This window comes from Pseudomonas sp. GW704-F2 (assembly GCF_059423025.1).
On record NZ_JBWKXO010000078.1, the window covers coordinates 1 to 13,151 of the forward strand.

The window sequence follows — 13,151 nt, forward strand, 5'->3', positions numbered from 1 at the left end:
GGTGGGTGATGACGGGATCGAACCGCCGACCCTCTGCTTGTAAGGCAGATGCTCTCCCAGCTGAGCTAATCACCCTTTGCTTCGTTGAGGCCGCGAAATTTACGCAGATAGCGGACCTAAGTCAATAGCCTGCTTGAAGTTTTTCTGAAAAAGACAAAATAGTTTCAAGACGGCTACCCACCCTACTCGCTGTAAATCATCTTCTTGCTCATGCCGCCGTCCACCACAAACTCCTGCCCGGTGACGAACCCGGCCTGGCGCGACAGCAGCCATGCCACCAGCGCCGCCACGTCCTCCACCGTGCCAACCCTGCCCGTCGGGTGCTGGGCGTGGTCGGCGTCGGTCAGCGGCTCTGCGCGACGGGCTGCCGGATCACGCGCATCGATCCAGCCAGGGCTGACGGCGTTGACCCGCACTTCCGGGCCAAGGCTCATCGCCAAGGCGTGTGTCAGGGCCAGCACGCCGCCCTTGCTCGCCGCGTAGGCTTCGGTGTCCGGCTCCGACTGCCGAGCCCGGGTCGAGGCCAGGTTGACGATCGCACCGCCATGGGCGCGCAGGTACGGCGCACAGTGCTTGGCCAACAGCATCGGGCCGCTGAGGTTCACCGCCAGCACGCGATTCCAGGAGGCCAGGTCAAGGCTTTCAAGGGTGATATTGCGCGGGTCGGCCACCGCCGCATTGCACACCAACGCATCCAGGCGCCCGAACTGCCCAAGCACTTCAGCGACGCCCTGGGCGACTTGCTTCTCGTCAGCCACGTCCATGGTGATAAACCAGGCGTTCTCGCCGAGCACCTTGGACACCTTGGAGCCGCGCTCGCGGTCCAGGTCGGCCAACACCACCTGCCAGCCTTCGCTGATCAGCCACGCCGCGATCCCCAGGCCAATGCCCCGGGCAGCGCCCGTCACCAGCGCGACGCGGCCGTTACCGCCCGCAGCCGCTTCCATGGACCACTCGATCACAAAGCCGCCAGCCCACGGGCCAGATCAGCCTGCAAGTCAGCGACGTCTTCAAGCCCCACCGCAACACGGATCAGGCTGTCGCGAATACCCGCCGCTTCCCGCTCCTGCGGCGCCAGGCGGCCGTGGGACGTGGTGCCGGGATGGGTAATGGTGGTCTTGCTGTCACCCAGGTTGGCGGTGATCGAGATCAGGCGCGTCGCGTCGATAAAGCGCCAGGCGCCCTCTTTGCCGCCTTTCACTTCAAAACTCACCACCGCACCGAAGCCGCGCTGCTGGCGCTGGGCCAATGCGTGCTGCGGATGGCTCTTGAGGCCGGCGTAGTGAACCTTCTCGATACCGTCCTGCTGCTCCAGCCACTCGGCCAGGGCCTGGGCGTTCGCGCAATGGGCTTTCATCCGCAGGCTGAGAGTCTCCAGGCCCTTGAGGAAGATCCATGCATTGAACGGGCTCAGGGTCGGGCCGGCCGTGCGCAGAAAACCCACCACTTCTTTCATCTGCTCGCTACGCCCCGCCACCACACCGCCCATGCAACGGCCTTGGCCGTCGATGAACTTGGTCGCCGAATGCACGACAACATCCGCACCCAGCTTCAACGGCTGTTGCAACGCCGGCGTGCAGAAGCAGTTGTCGACCACCAGCATGGCGCCTTTGGCATGCGCGACTTGCGACAGCGCGGCGATGTCCACCAACTCGGCCAGCGGGTTGGACGGCGACTCGACGAACAGCAGCTTGGTATTGGCTTTGATTGCCGCATCCCAGCCGGAAAGATCTGCCAAAGGCACGTAGTCCACTTCAATACCGAAGCGCTTGAAATACTTTTCGAACAGGCTGATGGTCGAACCGAACACGCTGCGTGACACCAGCACATGGTCGCCGGCGCTGCACAAGCTCATGACCACCGCCAGGATCGCCGCCATGCCGGTCGCCGTGGCGACCGCCTGCTCAGCGCCTTCCAGTGCGGCGATACGCTCTTCGAACGCGCGCACGGTCGGGTTGGTGTAACGGGAATAGACGTTGCCCGGCACTTCACCGGCAAAACGCGCAGCGGCGTCGGCAGCGGTGCGGAACACATAGCTGGAGGTGAAGAACATCGGATCACCGTGCTCGCCTTCCGGCGTGCGGTGCTGACCGGCGCGCACAGCCAGGGTATCGAAAGCTACGCCATCGAGGTCGCTGTCCAACCGACCGGCATCCCATTCCTGACTCATGCTGCGACTCCTTACTCAATGCTTTGTTTAAGATACAAAACCGGCCCCTCAGGGCCGGTGTTCACTCAATTGTTGTACAGATCGATGATCGCACTGACCGCCTGGGTCTTGATCTTCGACGAGTCGTTACGCGCCTGCTCGATCTTGTTCAGGTAAGCCTCATCGACATCACCGGTCACGTATTTGCCGTCGAACACCGCGCAGTCGAACTGCTCGATCTTGATCTTGCCACCGCCGACCGCTTCGATCAGGTCGGAAAGGTCCTGATAGATCAGCCAATCGGCGCCGATCAGATCGGCTACGTCCTGGGTCGTGCGGTTGTGGGCGATCAGCTCGTGGGCGCTCGGCATGTCGATGCCGTACACATTCGGGTAACGCACGGCAGGCGCGGCGGAGCAGAAGTACACGTTCTTCGCGCCAGCTTCGCGGGCCATCTGGATGATCTGCTTGCAGGTGGTGCCACGCACGATGGAGTCATCCACCAGCATCACATTCTTGCCGCGGAATTCCAGTTCGATGGCATTGAGCTTCTGGCGTACCGACTTCTTGCGCGCCGCCTGGCCAGGCATGATGAACGTGCGGCCGATGTAGCGGTTCTTGACGAAGCCTTCACGGAACTTGACGCCCAAGTGGTTGGCCAGCTCCAGCGCAGCGGTACGGCTGGTGTCCGGGATCGGGATCACCACGTCGATATCGTGCTGAGGGCGCTCGCGCAGGATCTTGTCGGCCAGCTTCTCGCCCATGCGCAGGCGCGCCTTGTACACCGAAACGCCGTCGATGATCGAATCCGGACGCGCCAGGTAGACGTGTTCGAAGATGCACGGGGTGAGTTTCGGCGCAACAGCGCACTGGCGGGTGTGCAGCTTGCCATCTTCGGTGATGTACACCGCTTCGCCCGGTGCCAGGTCGCGGATCAGGGTGAAGCCCAGCACGTCCAGGGACACGCTTTCGGAGGCGATCATGTACTCGACGCCTTCATCGGTGTGACGCTGGCCGAACACGATCGGGCGGATGCCGTGCGGGTCACGGAAACCGACGATGCCATAACCGGTGACCATCGCCACTACCGCGTAACCACCGACGCAACGGTTATGCACGTCGGTGACGGCGGCAAACACATCTTCTTCGGTCGGCTGCAGCTTGCCGCGCTGGGCCAGCTCGTGAGCGAACACGTTGAGCAACACTTCCGAGTCAGAGTTGGTGTTGACGTGGCGCAGGTCAGATTCGTAAATCTCCTTGGCCAGCTGTTCAACGTTGGTCAGGTTACCGTTATGCGCCAGGGTGATGCCGTAAGGCGAGTTGACGTAAAACGGTTGAGCTTCGGCCGAGGTCGAGCTACCGGCAGTCGGGTAGCGCACATGGCCAATGCCCATGTGCCCGACGAGGCGCTGCATGTGACGCTGATGGAACACGTCACGTACCAGACCATTGTCCTTGCGCAGGAATAACCGGCCGTCATGGCTGGTCACAATACCGGCAGCGTCCTGGCCGCGGTGCTGGAGGACGGTTAGCGCGTCATACAGCGCCTGATTGACGTTCGACTTACCGACGATACCGACGATGCCACACATGCGACGCAACCCCTACTTAATGAATCTTGACTGAACACTGCTTACTGAGGCGTTTTGGCCGGTAAGAGGTGCTCCTTGAACGGAAGATCAGCGGGTATGCTGATCCCGCTGGCCAGCCACTGACTGCTCCACCCCAAAATGAGGTTCTTGGACCAATCTGCAACCAATAGAAATTTTGGCACGAGTACCGACTCCTGCCACCACGAATCCTGCTGTACTGGCCCCAGGCTCAACAGCCCGACCGCCACGACCACCAGCAACGCGCCACGCGCAGCGCCGAAGGCCATGCCGAGAAATCGATCGGTCCCGGAGAGGCCGGTGACACGTATCAACTCGCCAATAAGATAATTGACCATTGCTCCCACCAGCAGCGTGGCGATGAACATGATGGCGCAGCCCGCGATGACGCGAGCCGAAGGTGTCTCGATGTACCCGCTCAAGTAGACCGACAGCGAACCGCCGAACATCCAGGCGACGACTCCTGCAATGATCCAGGTCAGCAACGACAGTGCTTCTTTTACGAAGCCGCGGCTTAGACTGATCAAAGCGGAGATGGCGACGATTGCGACGATCGCCCAATCAACCCAGGTAAATGGCACGGTGCAGCCTACAGACGGATAAGGCGGCGCATTTTAGCAGAGCGCCGGGCTATCGGTAAGCTGTGATTGCGGGTGCTTTGCAAAACAATAGTTTGTGACGAGTTAAGCGCATTTCAAGGCCCACTCGAAACCAAAGTGGAAGGGGGCTGGCTTCCGATGGCGATGGATCAGTCAGCACAACCGATACTGATCGACCGCCATCGGGGGCAAGCCCCCTCCCACATTTGACTGCATTCCAAGCCTGGATCGGCGTGAACTCAGCCGCGCTCAGGCTGGAAACGCACCACAAAACCGTTGAGATTCTGCTGACGCCCCAACAAATCGCGCAGGCGGTCCGCTTCGGCGCGCTCGATCAACGGCCCGATAAACACGCGGTTCTTGCCATCGGCGCTGCGGATGTAAGCGTTGTAGCCCTGGCTGCGCAGTTTTTTCTGCAAGGCCTCGGCGCTTTCGCGATTGGCCAGGCTGGCCAACTGGATCGACCAACTGATCGGCAGGCCATTCGGGTCGATACGGCTCTGACCCACGTCCGGCTTGCCCGGCGCAGCGGGTTGCGGCGCGACCGGCTTGGGGGCAGGCGCTGGCGCGGCGGGCTTGGCAGCGACGGCAGGCGCCGGCTTGACCACTGGAACACTCGGCTGCACCGGCATCGAAGGGGCCGGCTGCGCGGCCAACTCCTCATCGGCCGGCACCGGCTCTTCTTCAGGCAATGCCTGCGGCTCAGGCACCACCACCGGCTCAACCTGCACCTGAGGCACGGCCGGCGCCTGGGGCGCTGCCGGGGCCTCGACGACCACCTGGCGCTGTTCGTCCTGACGGGAAAACAGCATCGGCAGGAAAATCACCGCCAAGGCCACCAGCACCAGGGCACCGACCATCCGCTGCTTGTATGCGCTATCCAGTAATGCCATGTGCAGCTTCCTCCGTGGAGCGCCGGGCCAACCATTCGAGCGCCTCGGCAACACAATAAAATGACCCGAACAACAGAATCTCATCCTCGGGCGTGGCAACCGCACACTGCGCTTCAAGGGCCGCAGTGACACTTGCATACGACGCCACGCGCGCACCAAGGTTCTGCAGGGCCGCCTCAAGCTCGGCGGCCGGACGGCTGCGCGGCGTGTCCAGGGGCGCCACGGCCCAGGCCTGGACATTCCCCAGCAACGGCGTCACTACGCCCTCCAGATCCTTGTCGGCCAGCAAGCCGAACACCGCCAGGCGGCGACCGACCGGCGCTGTACGCGACAGGCGTTGCGCGAGGTATTCGGCGGCGTGGGGGTTGTGCCCCACATCCAGCAGCAGGTTCAGGCGCTTGCCCTGCCAATCGAAGGTTCGGCGATCCAGACGCCCAACGATCCGCGTCGCCAGCAATGTACGAGTAATCTGCGCAGGATTCCACGGCAGATCCAATAGCAGATAGGCTTGCAGAGCGAGCGCGGCGTTTTCCATCGGCAGGTTCAGCAGCGGCAAGTCATGCAACTCTACGAGCTGGCCGCGCGCATCACGCCCGCGCCACTGCCAATGCTCAGCACCGACCTCAAGATTGAACTCACGCCCGCGCAGGAAGAATGGGCAATCCAGCTCCCGCACCCGGTCGAGCAACGTCTGCGGCGGGTCCAGGTCACCGCACAGCGCAGGCTTGCCCTGGCGGAAGATGCCGGCCTTTTCATAGGCCACGGATTCACGGGTATCGCCCAGGTAGTCGACATGGTCGACACCGATGCTGGTGACCAGCGCCAGGTCGGCATCCACCACGTTGACCGTATCCAGGCGCCCGCCCAGGCCCACTTCCAGCACGACCACGTCCAGGCGCGCCCGTTCGAACAGCCAGAACGCCGCCAGAGTGCCCATCTCGAAGTAAGTCAGGGAAATCTCACCGCGCCCGGCATCGAGCGCGGCGAAGGCTTCGCAGAGCTGCTCGTCAGTGGCTTCCACACCATTGAGTTGCACCCGCTCGTTGTAGCGCAGCAGGTGCGGCGAGCTGTACACGCCGACCTTCAGGCCTTGGGCCTGCAGCAGCGCGGCGACAAAGGCACAGGTCGAGCCCTTGCCGTTGGTCCCCGTCACCGTGATCACTCGCGGCGCCGGGCGGCCCAACCCGAGGCGGGCCGCTACCTGTTGCGAGCGCTCCAGGCCCATGTCGATGGCGGACGGATGCAACTGCTCAAGGTAGGCGAGCCATTCGCCCAGGGTACGTTGGGTCATAGGTTTGCAGGCACCGGCGGCACGACGATCGGCTCAACCTTCGGCGCGATGTAGACCGGCGTCGGCAGGCCCATCATTTGCGCGAGCAGGCTACCCAGGCGTGGACGCAACTCGCCACGGGCGATGATCATGTCGATCGCACCGTGCTCCAGCAGGAATTCGCTGCGCTGGAAGCCTTCCGGCAGTTTTTCGCGAACGGTCTGCTCGATCACACGCGGGCCGGCAAAGCCGATCAGGGCCTTGGGCTCGCCGACGATCACGTCGCCCAGCATCGCCAGGCTGGCGGAAACACCGCCGTACACCGGATCGGTCAGCACGGAGATGAACGGAATGCCCTCTTCCCGCAGACGCGCCAGCACCGCGGAGGTCTTGGCCATTTGCATCAGGGAGATCAGGGCTTCCTGCATGCGCGCACCACCGGAGGCTGCGAAGCAGATCATCGGGCAGCGGTTTTCCAGGGCGTAGTTGGCGGCGCGCACGAAACGCTCGCCGACGATGGCACCCATGGAACCGCCCATGAAGGAGAACTCAAACGCCGACACCACGACCGGCATGCCCAGCAGCTTGCCGCTGACCGAAATCAGCGCGTCTTTCTCACCGGTCTGCTTCTGTGCAGCGGTCAGGCGGTCCTTGTACTTCTTGCCGTCACGGAACTTGAGGCGGTCAACCGGCTCCAGGTCCGCGCCCAGCTCGTTACGGCCGTCGGCGTCGAGGAAAATGTCGATGCGCGCGCGAGCGCCGATACGCATGTGGTGGTTGCACTTAGGGCAAACGTCCAGGGTCTTTTCCAGCTCCGGGCGGTACAACACCGCGTCGCAGGATGGGCATTTGTGCCACAGACCTTCAGGAACCGAGCTTTTTTTCACCTCGGAACGCATGATCGAAGGGATCAGTTTGTCTACTAACCAGTTGCTCATGCTTTCTTTCTCCAGTACCGGTGGCTTGAACACAGCCCCGCGTATGCCCTTGAGCTAAATTCATATGTGGCGATGACACATGCAGGACGGGGTCAGACGTTCGACCAGCCATTTCCCGCATGTTTCCTCAGCCTTCCAGACAACCCCGTGCAGGGTTGCCACTTCATTCCCGGGCCTCCCGCGGGTGGCACCGGGCTGTTTTACACAGTGGTAGTTATGGACGGCGGCAGACTGCCAGCCGTCACATCACGCCATCGCTGTTGCGCACAGCCTGCATGAATGCGCGAATCTTGCCGTGGTCCTTGATGCCCTTGCCCTGCTCTACCCCACCGCTGACATCCACGGCATACGGCCGGACCTGCTCGATCGCCGCCGCGACATTGGCGGGGGTAAGCCCGCCGGCCAGGATGATCGGTTTGCTCAACCCCTCGGGGATCAGCGACCAATCGAAGGCTTCGCCGGTGCCGCCGGGTACGCCTTCGAGGTAGGTGTCCAGCAGTATCCCGCGCGCACCGGTGTAGGCCGCGCAAGCGCCGGCGACATCATCCCCGGCCTTGACTCTCAACGCCTTGATATACGGACGCTGGTAGCTTTCGCATTCGTCAGGGCTTTCATCGCCGTGAAACTGCAACATGTCCAGTTGCACGGCATCCAGGGTTTCGTTGAGTTCGCAGCGGCTGGCATTGACGAACAAGCCCACGGTGGTCACGAACGGCGGCAGTGCGGCGATGATCGCCCGCGCCTGCAGCACATTCACCGCCCGCGGGCTCTTGGCATAAAACACGAAACCGATGGCATCCGCCCCCGCTTCGACTGCCGCCAGCGCGTCTTCTATGCGGGTAATCCCACAAATCTTGCTGCGAACGGCTGACATGTCGTGGAAACCTCAGGGGTTGAACCGAGAAAGTCCCGGATGGTAACAAAAGCTTTTCCGGGCGTCAGCCGCCAAGTTCGCTGAAACCTGTGAGGAAGTGTGGCCCGATGAAGCGCTGCGGCAGCTCGAACTCGTCGCGGTACTCCACTTCCACCAGATACAGGCCAAACGGATGCGCCGTGACGCCGCCGGTCCGCCGAATACGGCTTTCCAGTACTTCCTTGGCCCACTCCACCGGGCGCTCGCCGGTGCCGATAGTCATCAACACACCGGCAATGTTGCGCACCATATGGTGCAGGAACGCTCCGGCGCGGATATCCAGCACGATCATCTTGCCGTGACGCGTCACCCGCAAGTGATGGACTTCCTTGATCGGTGACTTGGCCTGGCACTGGCCGGCACGGAACGCGCTGAAATCGTGGACGCCAACCAGATGCTGCGCGGCTTCGGCCATGCGCTCGGCATCCAGCGGGCGGTGGTTCCAGGTGATTTCTTCGTTGAGGTGCGCCGGGCGGATCTGATCGTTGTAGATCACATAGCGGTAACGCCGGGCGATCGCCTTGAAGCGCGCATGAAAGTGCGCCGGCATGACCTTGGCCCAACTGACACTGATGTCATGGGGCAAATTGATATTAGCGCCCATCACCCACGCTTTCATCGAGCGCTCGGCCTGGGTGTCGAAGTGAACCACCTGGCCGCAGGCGTGGACGCCGGCGTCGGTACGCCCGGCGCACATCAGCGATACCGGCGAGTCGGCGACTCTGGACAGGGCCTTTTCCAGGGTTTCCTGCACCGTCAGCACGCCGGACGCCTGGCGCTGCCAGCCGCAATAGCGCGAACCTTTGTATTCCACGCCCAGGGCGATGCGGTAAAAGCCTGCAGCCGCCATTTCGGCAGCCGGGTTATCTATATTTGCCAAGAACTGAGAGCCTGATGAGTTGCGCAAAGGCGGGCATTATAAGGCGCTGCGCCCCAGACGCCATGTGTTTGGTACCGGCAATGCAAAACGGCGGCCCGAAGGCCGCCGTCTGGGTCATCCCGTGGCGATTACACCAGTCGGCCAAGCATTTCCTTGGCTTCGCCGCGCTGGGTTTCATCGCCCTCGGTCAGCACTTCGGAAAGGATATCCCGCGCGCCGTCCGTATCGCCCATGTCGATATAGGCCTGGGCCAAATCCAGCTTGGTTGCGACCTCATCGGTGCCGGAGAGGAAGTCGACCTCCGGTTCGTCACCGCCCAGCGCCGCGTCTTCGGCGGTGAAGGACGGCTCGATCGGCGGGTTTTCCAGGCTCTGGGACAGACGATCGAGCTCGGCGTTGACGTCATCCAGTTCCGAGGCGAACGCATCGGGTTTGGCCGCCGGGGCGTCCGGCTCGTCAGCCAGGGACAGGTCGAAGTCTTCCGGCAGGTCGAGGTCGTCCAGGGCGGCCGGGGTCAGGGTCGGCGGTTCGACCGGCGACACGTCCTTCATCTGATCTTCAAGCCCCGAGAGGAAGTCGTCATCGGACTGGGACGCCGGCGGGTCCAGTTGCAGGTCGAGGTCAAAGTCCGACAGATCTTCCGGGCTTGGCTTGGCATCGGTCTGTTGCTGCAGCAGCGCTTCGAAGGTCTGCTGATCGGTCTTGTCCAACGCCGCTGGCGAAGCCGCCTCCAGCTCGTCCAGACTCAGATCGAAATCAGTATCGAACGGCTCCGCTTCTGCCGTCGCTTGCGGCGCGGCGGCCGGCTTGTCTTCCAGCAGATCCTTGACGTATTGAGCGTCCATCGCGGCGGCGGCCACGGCGGCACTCACTCCCGCCGCCAACACGGCCATGGCCGGGAAGCGCGACTTGAGCTGCTCGACCTGGGCATGGTTTTCACCATTGGCCACCAACTGACGCTCCTGGACGACAAAACCGTCCTTGTCGTTCTGCAGGCCGTAGACTTCCATCAGTTTCAAGCGCAGGTCGCTGCGCTTGGGTTCGTACTTGATGGCTTGCTCCAACACATCGGCCGCCTGGTTCAAGTGACCGCGGTCGATATGGGATTGGGCCTGGACCAGCGCATCATTAGTGTTTTCCGGCGCTACGGCGCCAGCCAGTGGCGCAAGCACCGAGGCCGCGCTTGGTGCCGCTGCCGGCGCGACCACAGGTGCCGGCGCAGGCGCAGGCGCGGCGGCCAACGTCACGTTCGGTGCCGGTACTTCCAGGCCAGCGAAGCTGTCCGGTGGCAGATCAAGGTCGATGTTCGAGGTGAATTCCGGCTCTTCGGACAGGGCCCGCGCCATGCGCAGGTGCTTTTCTTCTGCGCGACGGGCATTGCGATGACGCGCCCACAGCAACAGGAGCAACAACGCCACCAGGCCGGCTGCGCCGCCGATGACGCCAAGCACAATCGGGTTGGTCAGCAGTTCGTTGAATTTGTCTTCGCTGGTCGCAGGCACGGCGTCGGGCTTGATCGGCTCGGCCACCGGGGCCGCAGTGGCGGCCGGCTCAGCGGGCGCGACTGCAGCGGCCGGCGGCTCACCTGCCAACTGCGCGGGCATGACCGCAGTCGCCGGGGTTGCCGGGGCGCCTTTTTCAGCCTGCAACCTGGCCAGTTGATCGTTTTTCAGTTGGATCAGCTTTTGCAGCTTGTCCAATTGGCTCTGCAGGTCTGCGGCGCGACTTTTCAGTTCTTCGTTGTCACGGCGGGTGGTGTCGAGCTGTTCCCGGGCCATCGCCAGCTTGTCGCTCAGGGCCTGGCCATCACCCGCCTTGCCCTTCGCGCCCTTTTTGGCGGAGTCGGCCGAAACCAGACTCAAGTTGTCCTTGGCGTTGGTGCTCGCCGGTGCATTGCCAGCCTGGGTGCGCTTGGTGGCGTCCAGTTGTTGCTTACCGGCCGCCTGATCGCGCGCGGCACGGCGGCCCTGGCGCCAGGCGACGTTCTGCGCGGTCACTTCGGCAATGGCCTTGGACTGCGGTAACGCCGTGCTTTGTACGGTATCCGGCAGGCGCAGCACGTGGCCGGTTTTCAGACGGTTGATGTTGCCGCCGATAAAAGCGTCAGGGTTGAGTGCCTGGATCGCCAGCATGGTCTGCTGCACCGAAGCGCCATTACGGTGCTTCTCGGCGATTTCCCATAGCGTGTCACGGGCCGTGGTGGTGTGCTGGGCCGGCACGCTCAACGCGGGCGCGCTCAAACGCGGAGTGGCTGCGCTGTTGGTCGGCGTCGACTGGTCGAACTTGGCCGGGTCGAGCAGCACGCTGTAGTCACGCATCAAGCGGCCATTGGGCCATTGCACTTGCAGCAGGAACCGCACGTAGGCATCAGGCAACGGCTTGCTGGACGTGACACGCACCACACTGCGCCCGGCCGGGTTGATCACCGGGGTGAACGTCAGGTCATTGAGGAACGCCTGGCGATCGACGCCGGCATCGACAAACGCCTGGGACGACGCCAGGCTCGGGGTGATCTCGGAGGCCGTGAGGCCGCCGACGTCGAGCAATTCGATTTCCACCGACAACGGCTGGTTCAACTTCGACTTGAGGGTCATCTCCCCCAGCTGCAGCGCCTGCGCCATACCGGAGGACAGCGCCGAGGCGGCCGCTATTGCTAACACCAGTTTGCGAACTTGAACCATAGCCTCATCCTTTGTTTGAACACTCCCCGGCCTGCGAGAAGGTTGGTAACCGTTGCCATAAGGCACGGCGAGCCGATAGGTCACCGACACGCAACTGTTCCTGCTTGGGGCCAAGCATAGCGCCTGGTTAGAATCAATCTACAAATTGCCGCCAAGTATCTTTTACACAAGGCCTTTTATCAACAACTGCGCCAGCTGCACCGCATTCAGTGCGGCGCCTTTACGCACGTTATCTGACGTCAACCACAGATTTAGTTCCGCCGGATCGTCCACCCCCGCACGCACTCGTCCGACGTAGACTACATCCTGGCCGACGGCATCACCCACCGCTGTCGGGTAATCCCCCTCCTCCACCCGCTCGATACCCGCTGCGGCGTCGAGCGCACGGTTGACGGCGGCAAGGTCGACCGGCGAACCCAATTGCAATGACACAGTCAAGCTATCGCCAAAAAACACCGGGGCTTGAACGCAAGTCGCAGAAATCTTTAGTAAAGGAGTTTCCAGCACCGCGCGCAGTTCGTGTACGAGACGTTTCTCCAGCGCTGTATGACCTTGGGCGTCCGGCGTGCCGACTTGTGCCAACAGGTTGAATGCCATCTGCCGATCAAAGAACTTGGGCTCCAGCGGGCGCACATTCAACAACTCGGCGGTTTGGCGCGCCAGCTCGCTGACCGCTTCACGGCCCTGGGCAGACACCGCCAGATTGGCGGTAACGCTGACACGCTGGATATCCAGAATCCCACGCAGCGGCGCCAGCACCACCGCCAGGTTGGTCGCGGACGGGCTCGGGCTGCCGAGCTGGAACGGCTTTTTCAAGCCCTCCAGCACATGGGCATTGGCTTCCGGCACCACCTGAGGCGCTTGCGCGGCCGGCAATGCGCCAGACAAATCGATCACCGAACAGCCGGCCGCCGTGGCGCGTGGGGCGAAGCTCAGGGTCACCGCCGGGCCGGCGGCGAAAAACGCCAGTTGCGCCTTGCTGAAGTCAAACTCATCGACTTCCCGCACGCGCACGTTCTTGCCACGGAACGGCACCGACGCGCCCGCGGAGTTGCTGCCCGCCAGCAGGTACAGGGTGCCCACCGGGAAAGCCAGCTCTTCGAGGATCTGCACCAGGGTTTCACCGACGGTGCCGGTGGCGCCGATCACGGCGATATCAAAGGTCTGGGTCATGGGAGCTGCCTCGGGCATTGCGGGGGGAGCGGCACTTTACCGGGT

General features: G+C 62.8%; 11 protein-coding genes and 1 tRNA gene. All 12 read right to left on the bottom strand.

Annotation, left to right across the window (positions count from 1 at the left end):
- Nucleotides 1–2 precede the first annotated feature (2 nt).
- Nucleotides 3–75 (bottom strand) — tRNA-Val (locus tag AC07W0_RS30390).
- 107 nt (nucleotides 76–182) lie between these two features.
- Nucleotides 183–947: an SDR family oxidoreductase gene (locus AC07W0_RS30395; protein ID WP_017847688.1), complete on the bottom strand. Its 765-nt coding sequence runs from the start codon at nucleotides 945–947 to the stop codon at nucleotides 183–185.
- A gap of 11 nt (nucleotides 948–958) precedes the next feature.
- Nucleotides 959–2,170 (bottom strand): O-succinylhomoserine sulfhydrylase, encoded by a 1,212-nt coding sequence (locus AC07W0_RS30400; RefSeq protein ID WP_017847689.1) that lies wholly within the window; start codon nucleotides 2,168–2,170, stop codon nucleotides 959–961.
- A gap of 65 nt (nucleotides 2,171–2,235) precedes the next feature.
- Nucleotides 2,236–3,741, bottom strand: coding sequence for an amidophosphoribosyltransferase (purF, locus tag AC07W0_RS30405; protein ID WP_017847690.1), 1,506 nt, complete (start codon nucleotides 3,739–3,741; stop codon nucleotides 2,236–2,238).
- A gap of 41 nt (nucleotides 3,742–3,782) precedes the next feature.
- Entirely contained in the window at nucleotides 3,783–4,340 is a 558-nt protein-coding gene (locus AC07W0_RS30410) for a CvpA family protein (protein ID WP_057005681.1), read from the bottom strand.
- 257 nt (nucleotides 4,341–4,597) lie between these two features.
- On the bottom strand, nucleotides 4,598–5,251 hold the full coding sequence (locus AC07W0_RS30415; protein ID WP_046486756.1) for an SPOR domain-containing protein: 654 nt from the start codon (nucleotides 5,249–5,251) through the stop codon (nucleotides 4,598–4,600).
- Nucleotides 5,235–6,542, bottom strand: a complete 1,308-nt coding sequence (gene folC, locus AC07W0_RS30420) for a bifunctional tetrahydrofolate synthase/dihydrofolate synthase (protein ID WP_102618956.1) — start codon at nucleotides 6,540–6,542, stop codon at nucleotides 5,235–5,237. Before folC ends, AC07W0_RS30415 begins: the two co-directional genes overlap by 17 nt.
- Nucleotides 6,539–7,459 carry an acetyl-CoA carboxylase, carboxyltransferase subunit beta gene (gene accD, locus AC07W0_RS30425; RefSeq protein ID WP_046382640.1) on the bottom strand — a complete coding sequence of 307 codons (921 nt, stop codon included), beginning with the start codon at nucleotides 7,457–7,459 and terminating at the stop codon, nucleotides 6,539–6,541. The genes folC and accD overlap by 4 nt, the downstream gene beginning before the upstream one ends.
- A gap of 241 nt (nucleotides 7,460–7,700) precedes the next feature.
- Nucleotides 7,701–8,333, bottom strand: coding sequence for a phosphoribosylanthranilate isomerase (locus AC07W0_RS30430; protein ID WP_102618957.1), 633 nt, complete (start codon nucleotides 8,331–8,333; stop codon nucleotides 7,701–7,703).
- Between the two features lie 64 nt (nucleotides 8,334–8,397).
- Nucleotides 8,398–9,222, bottom strand: a complete 825-nt coding sequence (truA, locus tag AC07W0_RS30435) for a tRNA pseudouridine(38-40) synthase TruA (RefSeq protein WP_102618958.1) — start codon at nucleotides 9,220–9,222, stop codon at nucleotides 8,398–8,400.
- Nucleotides 9,223–9,380: 158 nt separating this feature from the next.
- Nucleotides 9,381–11,933, bottom strand: coding sequence for a FimV/HubP family polar landmark protein (locus AC07W0_RS30440; RefSeq protein WP_102618959.1), 2,553 nt, complete (start codon nucleotides 11,931–11,933; stop codon nucleotides 9,381–9,383).
- Nucleotides 11,934–12,095: 162 nt separating this feature from the next.
- Nucleotides 12,096–13,106 (bottom strand): aspartate-semialdehyde dehydrogenase, encoded by a 1,011-nt coding sequence (locus tag AC07W0_RS30445; protein WP_017847699.1) that lies wholly within the window; start codon nucleotides 13,104–13,106, stop codon nucleotides 12,096–12,098.
- Nucleotides 13,107–13,151: the final 45 nt, after the last annotated feature.

Excerpts from the sequence above, each read along its gene's own strand:
- AC07W0_RS30445 (WP_017847699.1), bottom strand. The coding sequence starts at position 13,106 with ATGACCCAGACCTTTGATATCGCCGTGATCGGCGCCACCGGCACCGTC.
- accD (WP_046382640.1), bottom strand. The coding sequence starts at position 7,459 with ATGAGCAACTGGTTAGTAGACAAACTGATCCCTTCGATCATGCGTTCC.
- AC07W0_RS30395 (WP_017847688.1), bottom strand. The coding sequence starts at position 947 with ATGGAAGCGGCTGCGGGCGGTAACGGCCGCGTCGCGCTGGTGACGGGC.
- folC (WP_102618956.1), bottom strand. The coding sequence starts at position 6,542 with ATGACCCAACGTACCCTGGGCGAATGGCTCGCCTACCTTGAGCAGTTG.
- purF (WP_017847690.1), bottom strand. The coding sequence starts at position 3,741 with ATGTGTGGCATCGTCGGTATCGTCGGTAAGTCGAACGTCAATCAGGCG.
- AC07W0_RS30430 (WP_102618957.1), bottom strand. The coding sequence starts at position 8,333 with ATGTCAGCCGTTCGCAGCAAGATTTGTGGGATTACCCGCATAGAAGAC.
- AC07W0_RS30440 (WP_102618959.1), bottom strand. The coding sequence starts at position 11,933 with ATGGTTCAAGTTCGCAAACTGGTGTTAGCAATAGCGGCCGCCTCGGCG.
- AC07W0_RS30400 (WP_017847689.1), bottom strand. The coding sequence starts at position 2,170 with ATGAGTCAGGAATGGGATGCCGGTCGGTTGGACAGCGACCTCGATGGC.
- AC07W0_RS30415 (WP_046486756.1), bottom strand. The coding sequence starts at position 5,251 with ATGGCATTACTGGATAGCGCATACAAGCAGCGGATGGTCGGTGCCCTG.
- truA (WP_102618958.1), bottom strand. The coding sequence starts at position 9,222 with ATGGCGGCTGCAGGCTTTTACCGCATCGCCCTGGGCGTGGAATACAAA.